This window comes from Methylomonas sp. MED-D, assembly GCF_050276835.1.
GTDB lineage: Bacteria > Pseudomonadota > Gammaproteobacteria > Methylococcales > Methylomonadaceae > Methylomonas > Methylomonas koyamae_A.
Window position 1 is genome coordinate 1,858,240 of the sequence record NZ_CP189965.1, and the last position, 18,539, is coordinate 1,876,778.

General features: G+C 55.5%; 11 protein-coding genes. 10 read left to right on the plus strand and 1 reads right to left on the minus strand.

Going from position 1 to position 18,539, the window contains the following annotated elements; genetic code table 11:
- Positions 1 to 515: 515 nt before the first annotated feature.
- Genes ACQE3E_RS08260 through hrpA form a run of 3 tightly spaced genes read left to right on the plus strand, consistent with a single transcriptional unit; the run spans position 516 to position 7,800 of the window.
- Positions 516 to 1,631: an AAA family ATPase gene (locus tag ACQE3E_RS08260; RefSeq protein ID WP_071157799.1), complete on the plus strand. Its 1,116-nt coding sequence runs from the start codon at positions 516 to 518 to the stop codon at positions 1,629 to 1,631.
- A complete protein-coding gene (locus tag ACQE3E_RS08265; RefSeq protein WP_427501501.1) occupies positions 1,558 to 3,879 on the plus strand; it encodes a hypothetical protein in 2,322 nt (773 codons plus the stop codon). Before ACQE3E_RS08260 ends, ACQE3E_RS08265 begins: the two co-directional genes overlap by 74 nt.
- A gap of 27 nt (positions 3,880 to 3,906) precedes the next feature.
- Complete coding sequence (hrpA, locus tag ACQE3E_RS08270; RefSeq protein WP_427501502.1) at positions 3,907 to 7,800, plus strand: ATP-dependent RNA helicase HrpA; 3,894 nt, start codon at positions 3,907 to 3,909, stop codon at positions 7,798 to 7,800.
- A 181-nt stretch (positions 7,801 to 7,981) separates the two neighbouring features.
- On the opposite strand, the gene ACQE3E_RS08275 is transcribed toward hrpA, so the two are convergent.
- Entirely contained in the window at positions 7,982 to 8,230 is a 249-nt protein-coding gene (locus ACQE3E_RS08275; RefSeq protein ID WP_427501503.1) for a hypothetical protein, read from the minus strand.
- Positions 8,231 to 8,236: 6 nt separating this feature from the next.
- Between ACQE3E_RS08275 and ACQE3E_RS08280 the strand changes: the two genes are divergently transcribed.
- From ACQE3E_RS08280 to ACQE3E_RS08310, 7 genes are all read left to right on the plus strand, one after another.
- On the plus strand, positions 8,237 to 8,746 hold the full coding sequence (locus ACQE3E_RS08280; protein WP_071157805.1) for an RNA polymerase sigma factor: 510 nt from the start codon (positions 8,237 to 8,239) through the stop codon (positions 8,744 to 8,746).
- Between the two features lie 68 nt (positions 8,747 to 8,814).
- Positions 8,815 to 9,771 carry a FecR family protein gene (locus ACQE3E_RS08285; protein WP_427501504.1) on the plus strand — a complete coding sequence of 319 codons (957 nt, stop codon included), beginning with the start codon at positions 8,815 to 8,817 and terminating at the stop codon, positions 9,769 to 9,771.
- Between the two features lie 299 nt (positions 9,772 to 10,070).
- Positions 10,071 to 12,503 carry a TonB-dependent siderophore receptor gene (locus ACQE3E_RS08290; protein ID WP_427501505.1) on the plus strand — a complete coding sequence of 811 codons (2,433 nt, stop codon included), beginning with the start codon at positions 10,071 to 10,073 and terminating at the stop codon, positions 12,501 to 12,503.
- 175 nt (positions 12,504 to 12,678) lie between these two features.
- Entirely contained in the window at positions 12,679 to 13,914 is a 1,236-nt protein-coding gene (locus ACQE3E_RS08295) for a PepSY-associated TM helix domain-containing protein (protein ID WP_427501506.1), read from the plus strand.
- 209 nt (positions 13,915 to 14,123) lie between these two features.
- Positions 14,124 to 14,645: an RNA polymerase sigma factor gene (locus ACQE3E_RS08300; RefSeq protein WP_313728428.1), complete on the plus strand. Its 522-nt coding sequence runs from the start codon at positions 14,124 to 14,126 to the stop codon at positions 14,643 to 14,645.
- 91 nt (positions 14,646 to 14,736) lie between these two features.
- A complete protein-coding gene (locus tag ACQE3E_RS08305) occupies positions 14,737 to 15,726 on the plus strand; it encodes a FecR family protein (protein WP_313728427.1) in 990 nt (329 codons plus the stop codon).
- Between the two features lie 376 nt (positions 15,727 to 16,102).
- Positions 16,103 to 18,535 (plus strand): TonB-dependent siderophore receptor, encoded by a 2,433-nt coding sequence (locus ACQE3E_RS08310; RefSeq protein WP_313728426.1) that lies wholly within the window; start codon positions 16,103 to 16,105, stop codon positions 18,533 to 18,535.
- The last annotated feature ends 4 nt before the right edge of the window (positions 18,536 to 18,539 follow it).

Sequence of the window (18,539 nt, forward strand, 5' to 3'; positions counted from 1 at the left end):
CTCTGGAAAAGGAATGCTGCCGTCAAGAGTGGCATGTGCAGCTTCGGCAACAACTTCAGATTTCATAGTAATCCTTCAATGTAAGAGTATTAACGTCTAGCATGAAGCTAAGAGGCAGCGCGCTTTTGTGCTGTCCCGCACCGCTCATGCGGTGCATATTTGGACGCTGGAGCGTCCGTCATTGCGTTCCCACGCTGGAGCGTGAGAACGATGGAAGGCAGTTAGAGATTGTTGGTGCCGCAGCCTTATTGTTTGCCGCGCAACGCAAAGGGTTGATCGTGGATGCTGAGACGGTGAATGCACAACTCAATGGCGCCGGTCGATGGCTAACGGCAGCATCCTATTTGGCGCACCTTATCGAGTTGTAGGAACGTAGGAATCGCCCATTCACAAATATGATTGAGTAATGCAGACATTGGCTTAATCTTGTTTGGCAATAAAAATTTTGCTAAATAATTTGACAAAAAATATATTGTCTATTACGGTAGCAACATATTTTTTGTCAGTAGTCCTTCATGCCTCATTATCAGCCTTTACACGATATATTCGAAACGCTAACCGAGCGCTTGACCAGTGGCGAGCATGTCATCCTCAGTGGTCATCGCCGCATCGGCAAAACCCAGTTGATGCAACATCTGGAAGCAAACGCTCCAGATACTTTCCTGCCCACTTATTTGATCGTCGAGTCGTCGGATACTGTCGACGAGTTTTATCGCAAGCTGATTTCCCATTTGGTGGATCAAAATTTTTTGAACCGTTGGGATACGCTGGGATGGAGTATTACTAGTCGCTTCAAAAGTATCAATATCCAGGAACTGGGCAAGAGTGTACGTTTCGGCGACGCCAAATCGCTGGATTATCACGCCGAGTTTTGCCGTTTACTGGAACATCTGGAGCCGGGTCGGCCCATCGTATTGATGTTGGACGAATTCCCACAGACGTTGGAAAACATCCGCGAAAACGAAGGGGTGCCGCAAGTGCGCAAGTTGCTGACCACCCAGCGCGAATTGCGACAAGAGCCGAAGTACAAAGGCAAAATTCAATTTCTCTATGCCGGCTCCATCGGCTTGCAGAACGTGGTGGAGGGTATGGGCTTTACCAAGCACATCAACGATTTGCGCGAAGTTAAAATGCGTCCGTTCCGGCGCGATGAGGCATTAAGTTATACCCAGTGTTTGTTGCTGCGAAAAGGACTGCAGGCCGACGCTATCTGGCTGAAAACGTTGCTGGACCGTATCGATTGGTTGGCTCCGTTCTACATCAGTTTGCTGATCGACGAACTCCACGCGTCTCCGCTCGAAGAGAAGCATATCGATGAGGCTTTCCAAGCCATGATCGGCCATCGCAACAACTTCGAACACTGGCACAACCGCCTGAAACCGCAAGCGTTAAGCAAAGAAGAATACCGATTTTGTAAAACCTTGCTCAGTTTGGCGGCTGATCCGGATCGCCTCGGCATCGACTACGCTGAAGCCTGTAATTTGGCGGTGCAACACGATGTCATGGACGAAGTTTCCCGCCTGCTGAATATCCTGCAACACGACGGTTATCTGGCCCGTGACGAACAAAATCGCTTTCGTTTCATCTCCCCGGTACTGCGTGCCTGGTGGTGGAAAGAAATTGCCAACTGATCGGAGCCTAAAGATGAAAGTCGCAGCCATTTATAATCCGCAGGAAATGCAGGAAGACTTGTTCGTCGAACGCTTCGTGGTACGCCGCGATACCTTGGTGGAACTGCTGCAACGCGTTCGCGAAACCGGGCCTAATCAATTGTTCAAGCACACCATCATTCAGGGCTTGCGCGGCCAGGGTAAAACCACGCTGTTGCGTAAGCTGTCGATTTGCGTGCGCGACGACGCCGAAATGTCGCCTTGGTTGATTCCGGTGTTGTTTCGCGAGGAGGAATATTCGGTCACGTCTTTATGCCGTTTGTGGGAACTGGTAGCCGAGCATTTGGCCGACCAACCTGAGTTTGAGACATTGCCGGATCAATATGAAGAAGCTTACCAGTCGCCGCACTACGAAAAGGATTGTTTCTCTATCCTGGGCGATGCTTTGCAACAGGCGGATAAAAGCGTTTTGTTGTTGATCGATAATCTGGGAGAAATGCTCGGCAAGTTCGAATTGCGTGATCAGCAACGGCTACGGGAAATCCTGCAAACCAGTCGCCGCATCCGCATCGTCGGTGCTTCTGCCGTGATGCTGGAGCAGCATTACGACCAAGGTAAGCCGTTTTTCCAGTTTTTTACCGTCAAAACCTTGTCCGGCCTCAATCGCGAGGAAACCCACGAATTGTTGTTGGGGCTGGGTAACGCCGAGCAGACCGCAAAAATGCGGGAAATTCTGGAAACCAAAGCCGGAAAGGTCGAAGCCCTGCGTCGCCTCACCGCCGGCGTGCCGCGCACGATGATTCTGCTGTTCGAAATCTTTCTGGACGACCACGGCAGCGCGTTGGACGATCTGGAGGTGTTGCTGGATCGCGTCACGCCACTATACAAACACCGTTTGGACGACCTACCAACCCAGCAACAGGCCATCGTCCACTCGATTGCACTGGGTTGGGACGCCATGTCCACCAAGGAAATAGCCGCCAAAACCAAACTCGCCAGCAAATTGGTTTCCGCGCAATTGAAGCAGTTGGAAAAAAACCGCCTGATTCGCTGCATCCCTACCTCGACCAAGAACCATCTCTACCAACTGGAAGAACGCTTCTTCAATATCTGGTGTTTGATGCGCTTGGGGAGGAAAAACGACAAGCAACGGGCGATTTGGCTGGTCAAGTTTTTGGAAAGCTGGTGCGATGAACGGGAGTTGGCCGAACGTGCCGAACGGCATATGGATGCCTTGAAAGGAGGCAAACTGGCCCCGCGTCACGCCTTGTCGTGGAGCCAGGCGCTGGCGCAGAGTTTGCGGGATTTGGAGTTGCAGCAGCGGGTGTTGGATACAACGCGGGAGTTTGTCCCGGAAGTGGCGGAGAGTTTGCAGGAGTCTGATTATGCGTTGTTCGACAAAGCAGATAAAGCATATAAACGAGGTGATTTAAAAGAAGCGTTGAAGCTTATATTGCCTGTAGCTGAAAAAGGTATCCCAAGGGCAATGGGATGGGTTGGTGTTATTTATCAAGATGAGGGTAAATTGACGCTGGCCGAGTCTTACTATCAAAAAACTGCGGAGAAAGGTCTTCCTGTTGGCTACTGGGCATTGGCTCGTTTATATCAAGATCAAGGGAAGTTTAAAAAAGCAGAGCGTTATTATCTCTTAGCAATTGAAAAGGGATTTTCAGATGCGACGATTGATCTAGCCAAAAACTATGCTGAACAAGATAAGTTAGAACGTGCCGAACACTATTTTTCGATGGCTGTAGGTGCGGGGAATGCAGAAGCAATGCGCGATTTCTCGACCTATTATCTGATGTGCGGCCAACAGCCGCGTAAAGCGCTAAGGCTACTCCGTAACGCTTTGGAAATTGAGCCAAAAGCTGTTTCAAATAGGTTGTTGGGCATGGTGACCCTATGGAACGAAGATTATCTTGAGGCCTTCAATTTTATCGATCAAGCTTTGTCTGAGCTCGAGGGAGAAGAACATGAAATGACGATATTGCTTCCATTGCTAGTTATTATGTTAGTTGCCAAAGATCAAACCGCATTTGCATTAAAGTTATTCGAAGATGAAAAATATCGACATCTAAATTTGAAAGAACACCTAAAGCCGTATTACTACGCTGTGTTGCAGGAAATTGGCGAATCCCGCCGCGATGACGCCTTGCGTATGGGGCCGGAATTAGGCCAAACAGTTACCGAAATTAGGGCTGACTTCGAAGGGTTTCGGCAGCAATACCGCTTATTGCCGGAACAATCAACCAACATAAACCCCGTATAATCTCCCGCTTTTTACCTGCTACATCCAATGTCCTCAACCGAAACCTTGAAACAACTTTCCCGAAACCTTGCCAGCTGCATGAGTGCCGACCGCCACGGCTTGAAGCGGCAATTGGATAGACTGCGCGGCGAGGCGGGGAAGGGCAAGGATGTAGCTGGGCAGTTGCAACAACTGGCCGACAAGATCGACCGTTCGGTGAGCCGTTGTAATCAGCGTCGCGCTTCGGTACCGGTAATCAATTACCCGGATTTGCCGGTCAGCGGTAAGAAGGACGAGATTGCCGAGCTGATTAAAAACAACCAAGTGACGATAGTCTGCGGCGAGACCGGTTCCGGCAAGACCACCCAGTTGCCGAAGATTTGTTTGGACATCGGCCGAGGCATCAGCGGCATGATCGGCCATACCCAGCCCAGAAAGATCGCGGCGCGCACCGTGGCCGACCGCATCGCCGAGGAATTGGGCCAGGCCATCGGCAACACGGTCGGCTACAAGGTGCGCTTTCACGACCAGACCGCGCCGAATTCATTGGTCAAACTGATGACCGACGGGATTTTACTGGCGGAAACCCAGAACGACCGCTATCTGAACCAGTACGACACGCTGATCATCGACGAGGCCCACGAGCGCAGTCTGAACATCGACTTTTTGCTGGGCTACTTGCGCTGGCTGTTGCCGAAGCGGCCGGATTTGAAAGTGGTGATCACCTCGGCAACCATCGACCCGGAGCGTTTCGCCAAGCATTTTAACGGCGCGCCTATCGTCAACGTTTCCGGCCGCACCTATCCGGTGGATGTGCGTTACCGGCCGATCGAACTGATCGAGGAAGACGACGAAACGTCGGCCGATTTGCAGCAAGCAATACTGGATGCGGTGGACGAGTTGTATCGGGATTTGCGCGGCGACATTCTGATTTTTTTGAGCGGCGAGCACGAAATCCGCGAGACCACCGAATCCCTGCGCAAGTCGCATAACAACGGCCGCTACGAGGTGTTGCCGCTGTATTCCAAACTCAGCGTCGCCGAGCAGGAGCGGGTGTTCAAGCCGTCCGGCAACAAGCCGCGCATCGTGTTGGCGACCAACGTCGCCGAGACTTCGCTAACTGTGCCCGGCATTCGTTGCGTCATCGATTCCGGCCACGCCCGCATCAGCCGCTACAGCGCCAAGAGCAAGATTCAACGCTTGCCGATCGAACGCATCTCGCAAGCCAGCGCCAACCAGAGAGCAGGGCGCTGCGGCCGGGTGGCCGAAGGTATCTGCATTCGCTTGTATTCCAAAGAGGATTATCTGGCGCGGCCGGAATTCACCGATCCCGAGATTCTGCGCACCAATCTGTCGTCGGTGATCTTGCAGATGGCGGCACTCAAGCTCGGCGACATCGAGGAATTCCCGTTCGTCGAGCCGCCCGACGAAAAAATGGTGCGCGACGGCAAAACTTCGTTGTTCGAAGTCGATGCCTTGGACAAGCAAGGCAACTTGACCGACACCGGCCGCCAGTTGGCGAAGATTCCGACCGACCCGAAGCTGGCGCGCATGCTGTTGGCGGCGGCGCAACTGGGGTCGCTGCACGAGGTCGCGATCATCGTGTCGGCCTTGAGTATTCAAGACCCGCGCGACAAGCCGGCCGATAAATTGCCGCAGGCCGAGGCCAAACATGCGCAATTCAAGGCCGAGGATTCGGACTTCCTGACCTTGCTGAATCTGTGGAATGCCTTCGAGGAACAGAAGAAACACCTGACCAATAGCAAGTTGCGTAAATACTGCCAGGACAACTTTTTGTCCTATATCAGGATGCGCGAATGGCACGACATTCATACCCAGATCATGCAGGTGGCGCGCGGCGATTTGGGCTTAAAGACCGCCGGCAATCCGGCCAATTACGAGCAAATCCATATGGCGCTGCTGCCGGGCTTGTTGTCGAATATCGGCTTTAGGCATGAGCAATATGAATACCTTGGCGCGCGCGGCCTGAAGTTTTTCATCTTCCCCGGTTCCGGCCAGCATAAGGCGCGGCCGAAGTGGATCATGGCCGCCGAGCAGGTCGAGACCAGCAAGGTTTACGCCCGCACCGTCGCCAAGATCGAGCCGGAATGGATAGAAGCCTGTGCCCAGCATTTGGTCAAACGCAATTATTACGACCCGCATTGGGAGAAGAACGCCGGCCGCTGCGGCGTGTTCGAACGGACCTTGCTGTACGGCTTGACGCTGACCGCCAAGCGCAAAGTGCCGTACGAAAACGTCGATCCCAAGGCGGCGCGGGAGATGTTCATCCGCCATGCGCTGGTTAATCAGGATTACCACTCCAACGCGCCGTTTTTTAAAGCCAACGAAAAACTGCTGGAGGAGGTCGGTTACATTCAGCACAAGGGCCGCCGCGTCGATTTGATCGAGGATGAGGAATGGCTGTACCAGTTTTACGATAAAAAACTGCCGGCCGAAGTGGTCAGCGGCATCGCGCTGGATCAATGGCGCAAAAAGGTCGAGCGCGACAACCCGAAGATTCTGTTTCTGACCAAGGAAGACCTGACCAGGAACGACGACAACCAGATTAACGACTGGGATTTTCCGGACAGCAAGAAAGTCGGCGATTTGACTATCGAATTGCATTACCGCTTCGAGCCGGGCCACGACGAGGACGGCGTCACGGCCATCATTCCGGTGCACCAGCTCAATCAGATTCGGCAGATGCCGTTCGACTGGCTGGTGCCCGGCATGCTGGAGGAAAAAGTTACGGCGCTGATCAAGTCGCTGCCCAAACATTTACGCAAGCACTTCGTGCCGGTGCCGAACACCGCCAAGGCTTGTCTGGAAATCGAGCCGGATTTCAAGGGTTCGGTCTACGAATGGCTGAGCAATCGTTTGCGCAAGCTGACCGGCGAAGCGATCCCGCTCAACGAATGGCAGCCGGATCAACTGCCGGAACATTTGAAGATGAACTTCCGCGTCGTCGACGATGCCGGTCGGGCCATCGGTTACGGCCGCAATCTGGCCAAGCTGCAAGCCGAACACGCGACCAAGGCCGGCGACAGTTTCGACAAATTGGCGCAGGAAGAAATGAATCACACCGGCTGCATCGCCTGGGCCTTCGACGACTTGCCTGAAACCTGGCAGTTCATGCAAAAAGGCCAGAGCTTCATCGGCTTTCCAGCCATCGTCGATGAAGGCCAGACGGTCGGTGTGAAAATACTGGAAACCCAGCACAAGGCCGAACTGGCTCACTTCGACGGCTTGACTAAGCTGTATCAGTTGGTTTGTAAAAAAGATGCGCAATACCTATTAAAAAACCACGGCGTGTTGCCGGCCTTGCAACTGGCCTACAACCAGCTGCCGGCCCATCCCTTACTCAAAGACCGCGCTGGCGGCGACTTCAAGGACGATGTGTTGCACGCGATCTTCGCGGCGGTATTCGTCGAAGGCCAGGCCATCCGCACTCAGCAGCAGTTCGAGGCCATTTTGGCGGCGAAAAAATCGACGCTAATGACAACGATGACCCAGGTCGGCAAGCAAATCGGCGACATCCTCGGCCAATACCAAACGCTGCGGAAGCGCTTGCAACAACCCGGCGTTGCGCCGGGCGTGCGACAGGACATCGAGCAGCAGTTGGGCTTATTACTCTACAAAGGTTTTTTGCGGCATACCCCGGCCGGGCAATTGGCGGCGATCGCGCGTTATTTGAAAGCCAGCGAATGCCGCTTGGATAAACAAAAGCCGGATTCGCCGGACGTTCAGGGACTCAACAGGTTGTGGCAGCATTACTGGCGGCATATCGAAAAACAGATGAAGACCTTGACGCCGACGCCCGAGCGGGAAAGCTTCCGCTGGGCCTTGGAAGAATTGCGAGTGTCCTTGTTCGCACAACAGTTGAAGACGGCATTTCCGGTATCGGTGCAGCGTCTGGAAAAGCAGTGGGATCAGGGGGGTTAGGTCGGCCGCCGCCGCGTTTTGCCGTCTTAGGCTAACGATTGCGAACCTCTGTTTGCCGCAGCGAACGTCAATCGCGAGCCAGGAGCGGTTTCAGCGGCGAAGCGGCGGGTTTTTCGGTGTTCGATTTCGGCGCGCGAATGCGGCTCGGCTCGGGTTGCGACCGATCGTTTAACAAACTATGTTAAATAACGGATATGAAATCCGGCAAATCCCTCGGCCCGGTTTGCGCTGAGCGCTGGCCGCGGCTTGCCCGGCAGCCGCCCGGTTCAATCAGAGGGGTGTTGCCGGGCACGCGCGGATGCCTGCGGCCGGCGGTGCCCGGCAGGTGCGCCGGTTTAACCGCCCCGGCAGTATCGCTCGACTCGATTTGTGGCACGAATATGGCTGGAGGTCCGGTTTGCCAATCGGATTCCGCCAGGTTCAGGCTCATGCGTTCATGACAGTCGACATCAGCAACTTGTATCAAAGTTACCGCAAGGAATTAATCAACCATTTGTCGCGCATCGTTAAATGCCCGGACACGGCTCAGGATTTGGTGCAGGACAGCTACATCATTTTGGCCAAAACTTCGATCGACACGCCTATCGAGCATCCGCGCGGCTTTCTGTACCGTATCGCCGGTAACTTGGCCTTGGATTATCTGCGGCATTCTAAGATCGTCGAACGCCACGTCGAAACCCATGTCGCCGACGAAGCGCAACATCCCAGCCCGGAGCAAGAAGTCGGCGCGGATCAGCGCCGAACCTTGCTGCATCTGGCGATCGCCGAACTGCCGCCGCGTTGCCGCGACGTGTTCATCCTGCACAAGTTACGAGGGCTGAGCTACCGGGAAATCGCGCAACGATTGGCGATTTCCGAAAGCGCGGTGGAAAAACATATCATCAAAGGCTTGCAGCATTGTCGGGACCGACTCGGTCCGCATTTTGGCCGGCCCGACTCCGACTGAGGATTCGGCGCCGATGGACGTCTTATCAGCGGCAGTCCCATGCCGCGCCCGCCGTTTTATAATGCCCCATGACCGATTCAGTACCCGATAACGCCAAGGCTCAAGCCGTTGCCGACCAGGCCATGCATTGGTTCGCGCGCTTGCGGGGTGATTCGGCATCGTCGACCGAGCGGGAGGCGTTCGCCGAGTGGTACGCCGCCGATTCCGTCCATCGCGCCGCCTACGACGATATTGCCCGATTTTGGCAAGACGACGATTTGGCCGGCGCCTTGGCCGACTTTTCGATAAGTGCTTCGGCGTTGCCCGCGAGGCGGCGGGTTCGCTATCGCATGCCGCTGTTGGCGGTGGCGGCCAGTTTGGCGTTGGCGGCGGTGGTTCTGCGTCCCGGTTTGAGTTGCCTGCGCGCCGATTTCTGTAGCGCCGTGGGCGAAGTCCGCAACGTGGAACTGGCGGACGGCAGCCGGATCACGTTGAATTCCGACACCGCGCTGTCGGTGGACTATCGGGCCAGCGAACGCCTGGTTCATTTGGCGTATGGCGAAGCCTATTTTGAGGTCAGCCACAATCCGGAACAGCCCTTCGTGGTCGACAGCAAGCATTGCCGGACCCGGGTGTTGGGTACCCGTTTCATTGTCCGCGACGGCGTTGGCCACGACGAAGTCTCGGTGCTCGGCGGCAGCGTCGAAGTGGGGCAAGGTCGGCAAGTCGCGGCGGTATTGAAAGCCAACGACAGTATCGCGGTCGGCGCCGATCTGGACGGCGGCCGCCGCAAACTGGCGCCCGTCGGGATCGGCGCTTGGTTGAAAGGTAGCGCGGTGTTCGACAATGCCTCGTTGGCCCAAGTCGTCGCCGAGCTGAGTCGCTATCGTCGCGGCCGCATTTTAATCAAGGACGCCGCCACTCGCGAGCTAAAAGTCAGCGGCCGTTTCAATATCGCCGATACCGACCAGGCCCTCGAAGCCCTGCGGCAAACGCTGCCGATACGGCTATACAAACTGACGCCCTGGCTGGTCGTTATCGGTTGAATTGGCGAGGTAGGCACTGGCTTACGGCGCTTCATCGCGCGGGAATGCTCTCGGTCGCCGCTTTAGCGCCTACCACGGCGGCCTGGGAAGCCGCCGTCTGGAAGGCGCGGCTTCGGCCGCGATCGATGGCGCGGAATTTGGCCGGGCCGTTACTTGCCGCAAATACGCCGCGCGCCGCTCCGGCGTAAATAGAAATCACCGAGAAACTGTTTGCGCGACCTGAGGGAAACTCGTCGCCGCCCGTCTTCCTGTCAACCTCGAGGTTTTCGAGGATCTTTCGACTACATCAGGAGACACGCATGGCAATTCCGACTTTTCGTCCTATCACCGCGAATTTCGGCATCTCGTTGGCGCTGGCCATCGCGGCGGCGCTGACCTCGCCGGTCGCCATCGCCGCCGAGCAGACGCTGGACTACGACATACCTCCGCAAGCGCTGAGCAGCGCGCTGAACGCCTACGCCGACGTCGGGAACGTCCAGCTCAGCTACCCGGCCGGTTTGACCAGCGGCCTGCATTCGCCCGGCGTTTCCGGAAAATGGTCCCCGCGACAAGCCCTGGAAAAATTGTTAACCGGCACCGGGATCAGCGCCAAAACTACCGCCAACGGCACGATCACGCTGGAAAGCACGGCGGAGCCGCCAAAGCCGGGGTCCTCGGCGACCACGCCAACCTTGCCCAGCGTGACGGTGACCGGGCAGGCGGCTTACTTGAGTAGCGATCCCTATAATCCGGACTACCATCGGCGCACGGCGTCGACCGCGACCAAAACCGACACGCCGCTGATGGAAACGCCAACATCGATTCAAGTAGTGCCGCGCGCGGTGCTGGACGATCAACAAGCCATCCGGCTGGACGAAGCCACCAAGAACGTTAGCGGCGTGCAGGCTCCCAGGCAGTTGGGCGTGCTGTTCGACAACTTCATGATCCGCGGCTTTACGACGCCGTCGTTCAATGTTTATCGCGACGGTCTGCGCCTGGCATTGCAATCCTTCGAAACGGCTAACCTGGACCAAATCGAGATCTTCAAAGGTCCGCCGTCAACTTTGTTCGGCCGCAGCGCGCCGGGCGGTCTGGTCAACATGGTCACCAAAAAGCCGTTGTTCACGCCGTATTATTCGATCGGCCAGCAATTCGGTTCTTACGATTTGTACCGCACCACGCTGGATGCCACCGGTGCGCTTAACGACGATAAAACGCTGGCTTACCGAATGAATTTTTCGTATATGGATGCCAATTCCTTTCGGGATTTCGTCGGCAGGGATCGGGTGTTCGTGGCGCCGCAACTGACTTGGAAGCCGAACGACGCGTTTGAAATCAACCTGGGTTATGAATACAAAAAGGACAATATTATCGGGGATAGGGGAGTCGCGGCGGTAGGCAACCGGCCGGCCAACGTGCCGATCAGCCGTTTTCTTGGCGAACCGAGTTTCTCTTCGCAGCAAGCCGAAAGCCATCTGGGTCACTTAAGTTGGACCTACCATTTTAATGACGACTGGAAGATTCAACAGCGCTTCGCGGTGAACATGCTCGATACCTTTAACCGTAACATCGTGCCGATTTCCATGGAAGCCGATAACCGGACTGTCAATCGCGGTCTGTTTTACGGTTTGACCGAACGGGCCACCTATACCCAAGATTTAAATCTCAACGGTAAGTTCGATACCTTCGGCATTGGCCACAACGTGCTGCTTGGTTTCGATTACTATCGCTTTGAGGAAAGTCGGGGGGTGACCTTTCTGCCTGGCGCGGCTTTTATTCCCGCAATCGATATCTTTAATCCGGTATACGGCAACGTCAAGCTTCCAAACGACTTGGCTAAAAACAATTTCGTTATCGAAAATCAAGAATGGTTCGGGTTATATTTTCAGGATCAGGTCGCTCTAACCAAAAATCTGCATTTTTTGTTTAATGGACGGCACGATTGGTCTACCGCAATCGCGGGATTCTCTAACTCGGCGATGCCGGAGGCCACCGCAGTAGCGGCGGAAAAATTCAGCCCGCGCCTGGGCTTGGTTTATCAACCCGTTAAATGGCTTTCCTTGTTTGCTAATTGGACCGAGGCTTTGGGTGCGTCCAATGGCCGATCAGCCGCCGGCTTGCCCTTGCCGGCCGAACTTGCCGAACAATTCGAAGGCGGAATCAAAACCGAGTTTTTTGACGGACGTCTGACCGCATCGCTTGCCGCATATGAGTTGACCAAGCGCAATGCGCTTACCGACGACAGTTCCACCCCCGACCCGTCTGACCAAATCGCGGTGGGCGTGGCCCGCAGCCACGGTTTGGAATTCGATTTCTCCGGCGAATTGACCGACCGATGGAAAGTCATCGGCAGCTATGCCTACACGGACGCCCGGTATTTGCAAGACAATGGCCAATTCGGTGATGCGCCACTGGTCGGCAAGCGCTTGCCGAACTCCCCGGAACATTCCGCCAATTTATGGACCAGCTACCAAGTGACGGACGGTTTTAAAGTCGGCACCGGCGCCTATCTGGTCGGCAAGCGCCAAGCCAACGCGGCCAACAACTGGCAATTGCCGGGCTACGTGCGCTGGGACGCGATGGCGGCTTACCAATGGACGCTCGGCAAGTCTAGGATGACGGCGCAGGTCAACGTCAACAACATTCTCGACAAGCGTTACTATGCCTATGCCGACGAATTCGGGAATCCGCGCTTTGACGCGATGCCCGGCGAACCGACCACGATACTGGGCTCGCTGAAGGTTGAGTACTGAGACCTGGCTTGATTAATAACGGTCGTATTAACTGGGGGAGGGCGGTCGTTTGTTCGTATGCGGCGGCCGGCCGACAACAAACGGGAGCAGGGATTTATTGGTTTAGCGGTAGGTAAAACCCAAGTTAAAAACGTCTTATCAGTATAAGCTTGCCGCGCGAAAGGACTATAAAATCATGAACTCACCCGCATCCGCCGTTACCGCCGCTCCAGTCAATGCCAACGCCAAAAGAACCGCGCGTTTGGATGGGCTCAAGGCCCGCCGCAAACTCTGGCTGAAAGTCCATCTTTGGCTGGGTTTGAGTCTGGGTTTGTTTTTGGCGTTGATCGGCTTGACCGGCTCGGTCCTGGTATTTTGGCAGGAAATCGACCGGGCGCTGAATCCAGCATTGTACGTTTCGGCGCGCGCCGGCGGCGATCACCAGTCCCTGGACTCGATATTCGCGGCGGCCGAGCGCGTCGCGCCGCCGGCTTGGGAGTCGGCTTGGGCCGACGCGCCTACCGCGGCCAACGGCAATTACGTGTTCGGTTTTTATTACCCGAGCGGCAGCCAATCGCCCGAATCCGCGCAATCGTTGAATATCGCCATCGACCCCTACACGGCTGAGCCGGCCGGACGGCGGGTGTTTTATCACGCCAGCAATCCGCTGAAACACAGCTTGATGGGGTTTTTCTTCAAGCTGCATTATGCCTTGCTGTTGGGGGATACCGGCGTGACGGTGATCGGGATATTCGGCGTACTGTTTTTGGTTTCGGTTTTGTCCGGCCTGATTTTGTGGTGGCCATTGACCGGAAAATGGCGGCGGGTCTTGACGATTAAGCGGCGGGCCAGTCGCGAACGCTTCAATCACGACCTGCACCAAAGTGCCGGCTTTTATAGCCTGGCGGTCATGCTGGCCTTGCTGGTATCCGGCATTTACTTCAATTTGCCGGAGCAGTTTCGCTGGCTGGTCGGACAGTTTTCCGAACTGAGTCCCGAGCCGGCGATTCCGGCGCATGCTTCGCCCGGTCAAGCCGGCGCGCTGGACCTGGCGATCGAGCGCGCCCGGCGCGATTTTCCGGGCGGCGTAGCGCAATATTATACTTGGGAAGGCGGAACTCACCGGCGTTTTCAAGCCTGTTATCGCGACGTCGAATCCTTGCGATACAAGGTTATGAACGACCGCTGTCTGGTTTTCGACCCGGCTAGCGGCGCGTTGCTACAGGTTCAGGATGCCGAGCACGGTAGCGCCGGGGACGTTTTCATGCTGTGGCAATGGCCCTTGCATTCCGGCCGGGTGTTTGGCTGGACCGGTCGGATTCTGGTGTTCGTGACCGGTTTGCTTTGTCCCTTGTTATTCGCGACCGGCTTGATTCGCTGGTTGCAAAAGCGTAAATCCGCGAAAGCGAAACTTAGGGCTAGGATTGCGTGAAATAACATTGTTTAAATTCTGGCGATCCCGGTGGCTACCGGCGAATGCGCGCCGATAGGATGGGGCGATGCCAAGTTCTTCTTTGGGCGGAGCGGATGTGGCGCGGTTTCCAGCCAAGCTGCTGAGCTGAACATCGTTGTTCGGCAAGTTTCGGCGTAAATTTTGCTGGCTAAATGCCACACCATGACCGCCCCACTTCTATCCTCTCAATGCTTGAACTGACCGCCGACGACATTGCCGATCTGATGCATAAGCATCGCCGCGAATTGCTACGCTTTCTGGCGCAACGCATCCGTTGCACGGACGCCGCTCAGGATATTTTCCAGGAAACCTTTATTCGCTACGCCGGTTACGGCGGTAAGGATCGCATCGATAATCCGCGCGCTTTCATTTTTCGCATCGCCGCCAATTTGGCCACCGATTATTTGCGCAGCCACCAGCGCCACGCCGGGTGGGACCGCGAGGTTGGGGAGGGCGCGGAGAGCGACGGCGGCGAGCCGGCATCAGTCTCCGCCGAACGTACCGTGATGTCGCAACAACAACTGGAACGCTTGATTGCCGCGCTGGACGAATTGTCGCCCAAGTGCCGGGAAGTGTTCGTCTTACTAAAAATCCAACATTGCAGCTATGCGGAAGTCGAACAAAAATTGGGAATCTCGCAGACGATGATTTTCAAGTATTTGACCCAGGCCATGCGCCATTGCCGGCGGACGGTCGGCGAGTTGGATTGATTTGGCTGTCGATGGCGTCCAGCGCGGCAGCCCTTACCCTATCGTGGCTTTATAATCCGCTACTCGCACCAACAGCAGACCGGCCCTAGCGATGAATTCTCCCATTCCGCCATTTCCTCAAGGCAACCCCGACGAACAAGCCGAGTATTGGCTGGCGTTGCGCGACTCGCCGTTTTACGACGGCGAGCAGGAACGGTGCTGGCAAGCTTGGTTGGCGGCGAGTGCCGACAACCGGGAAGCCTGGCGACGGGCCGAGGCGTTTTTCGGCCGAATAGAACGCATCGATCCGGCGCAGATCGTTGACGTCCAAGCGGCGCTACGCGGCGCAACCGGCGCGCGGCTTGAAGTCGCCGACCGGCCGGCGCGACGCCGGCATTCCTGGCTGGTGCCGATGGCCGCCTGTCTGGTACTGGCCGCGTGCTTGAGTTGGGCGATGGCTGCCGGTTGGTTGGCCGATTTCCGCACGGGCACCGGCGAGCAGCGCCGGATTCAACTCAGCGACGGCTCGACGGTAATTCTGAATACCGGCTCGTCATTGTCGGTGGATTTTTCCGAAACCCAACGAGTGATTCGCTTGCACGGCGGCGAGGCCTACTTCAAGGTTGCCGCCGACGCAGGAAGGCCTTTCGAAGTAGTGAGCAGCGGCGGCCGGGTCAGGGCCTTGGGTACCGCGTTCGACGTTAAACATTGGCGGGACGATCTGGCGGTCACGGTTTACGAACACAGCGTGCGGGTCGCGTTCGCCGATGGCGAAACCGTGGAAAGCCTACCGGAAGGCCAGCGTGTCGAGTCGGTCGGCGGCAAGGCCGGCCGGCCGGAAAGCGTGAATCTGAAGCAAGTCGGCGCCTGGCGGGAGCGGCGCCTGGTGTTTAAGGAACAAGCGCTGCAAGCCGTGATCGACGACTTGAACCGCTACCGTCCCGGTCGGATCGTCATCGCAGACCCCGATTTGGCCCGGCATCGAGTGACCGGCGTGTTCGACGCCAACGACACTGAAGCGGCGCTGGCCGTCATCGAGAAAACCTTGGCCGTCGCCGAATGGCGGCTGACCGACGCTTTGGTGATTTTGCGGCGCAGATGAGCAGTCTCGTCGCTCGAGCATGGTGGGGGCAATCGGAAACCGCCGTTGAGCACGGCACTCTCGTTAACTCGCATTGAGGCTAGCCGCGGGAGGCGCTTTAGCGGCGACCGACAGCTTATCCAGGTTCAAGCGGTCTTGAGTCGCGGCTAAAGCCCCTCCGACAACTATTCTTTTACGGCCATGGTCCGCGCTCAGCGATGGTTGCACCTTTGGCTTTTGCAAACCAACGCTTTTTTCTGCCGAAAAATATTTTTTTGCAATGAGGTTATAAAACCTGCCGGCCCGGTCGTCTTTGCTTACGAACCCGCACGGATTGTCCGAAGCAGCATTCGCTATCGGCGATCCGCGACTTTCGTAACCGACGCCAGGAGGCCCGATGAACCGCCGTTTATCTCCGATCAATCCATTTTGTTTGTCACTGTTTGCCGCCACGCTGACGGCTAGCCCATTGTGCGCGGCCGAGGCTGAAATCGATTTTGCGATTCTGGCCGCGCCGTTGGCCGATGCCTTACTGCAGTTTTCGGAAACCAGCGGCGTCAAGGTGTTTTTCAGTTCGCAACTAACCGGAAATTTGCGCGGTAATGCGGTGCAAGGGCGTTACACGCCGCGACAGGCCTTGCAAAATTTGTTGATGGGCACAGGCCTTGTCGCCAAAAGCGCCGGTGATGGGACCGTGACGTTGGAAAAACTGGAAAGACCCGTCGAACCACAATCGGCGGTCGGTCCGACAACTTTGCCCAACGTGACGGTACTGGGAAAAACGATGACCGACCCCAATGACCCCTTTAATTCGGACTATCGCCTGCCTAATACCAGTGCCGCCACGAAAACCGATACGTCGATTATGGAGTTACCGATGTCGGTACAAGTTATTCCCAAGCAGATATTGAAAGATCAGCAGGCGATTCGAATCAAGGACGCGCTCAAAAATGTCAGCGGCATAAATTGGGCCACCGATCCCATGTATGAAGGCTTTCAGTTACGTGGTTTCCAAACCGATGGCGCCACCACGGTTTATCGCAACGGTCTGCGTATCCGGCGCGCAGTGCAAGAGGTCGCTGATCTGGAGCGATTAGAAGTTCTGAAAGGTCCGGCTGCGGCGGTGTATGGCCGCATCGAGCCGGGTGGATTGATCAACATTGTTACAAAAAAACCGCTGGATACCCCGTATTACGCATTGGAGCAGCAGTTCGGTTCGTACGATATGTTCCGTACCACCGCAGACGCGACCGGGCCGATCAATCAAGACCATTCTTTGTTGTATAGAGTTAATTTGGCCTACCAGAATAATGACTTTTTTGTCGAGAAAATGGATCAGGAACGGGTGTTTTTCGCTCCGTCCATTACATGGAAGCCCAGCTACCGTACTGAAATCAATTTGAATCTGGAATATCTCTACGACACTCGTACCAGCTATACCGGATTGCCTGTTCTGGGCAATCGTCCCGCCAACGTGCCGATCAGCCGTTACTACGGTTTTGGGTCGGATAATGAAAAGTCGGTATTCGACAAGTTTTTGATCGGGTTCGATTGGTCGCATCAATTCAACGACAATTGGAAAATCCAGCATCGCTTTCATTACTACAAGCTGGATTACCAAATCAATAATTCATCCTTTTTTCCGGGACCGGTCAGTCCCGTCAATAATCGCACGGCAATTAGAAATGTCACCGATAGGCCGATCGATATTACCGATACCGTTGCGACCAACATTGATCTCACTGGCAAATTCAAGCTGTTAGGCACTGAGCACCGAGTATTGGCGGGATTCGATTACTTTTGGGAGGATTTCGAAGGGCAGGGATTTTTTGGTGCCCCCGCGCCGGCCAGCCTTAGGCCGGTGGTCGATATTTTTAACCCCGTTTATGGTCAGGTACCATCCGCTGCAAGCCAGGGTTTCAATAGTTTCAGTACATTGGAACAATATTGGTACGGTGCCTACTTTCAGGATCAAATTACGCTGTTCGATAAGCTGCATATCATGGGCGGTGGACGCTACGATTGGGCGACGCGCGTCAGCGGAGCGGCCTCGACTTCCATCGAAGCGGCCAGAAGCAGCGAGACTGAGGTTCAGAATGAGGCGTTTAGTCCGCGCGTGGGCTTGGTTTATCAACCCTGGCCGTGGCTGTCGCTGTACGGAAATTACGTGGAATCTCTGGGCGGGGCGAATAGCGCGTTGGCTTCGAACGGCAAACCGCTGGATGCCGAAACCGCGCAGCAGCACGAGGTTGGATTTAAAACCGAATGGTTCGATAAGCGGTTGCTGACCACCGTTGCCTTTTACGAATTGACCAAACAAAACATTGCAACGCCGGATCCGGTAAATACCCGGTTTTCCGTCCAAACCGGCGAAGCTCGAAGTCGTGGTATAGAAGTAGATGTGTCAGGGCAGGTTACCGACGGCTTGAATTTGATCGCGACCTATGCCTATACCGATGCGACCATCACTCAGGACAACAGCGGGAATCTAGGGCACAAGCTTTGGAACGTTCCGGCGAATTCGGGCAGCTTCTGGGCCAAATATGCGTTTCAAGATTCGACATTACACGGTCTGAACGTGGGGGCCGGTGCGTATCTGGTTGGTGAGCGCCAAGGCAATAATCGGAATAACTGGCAAATGCCGGGCTATGTCCGAGTCGATGCGTTGCTTGGATATTCTTGGGAAATCGGCAAATCTAAAGTAACCGCGCAGTTGAACGTCAACAATTTGCTGGATAAAACGATTTACGAAACATCCGCATTCAACGGCTATTTGACTCAGCCTGGCGCGCCGCGCAATTTCATGGGTTCGATCCGTTTGGAGTTCTAAGGTT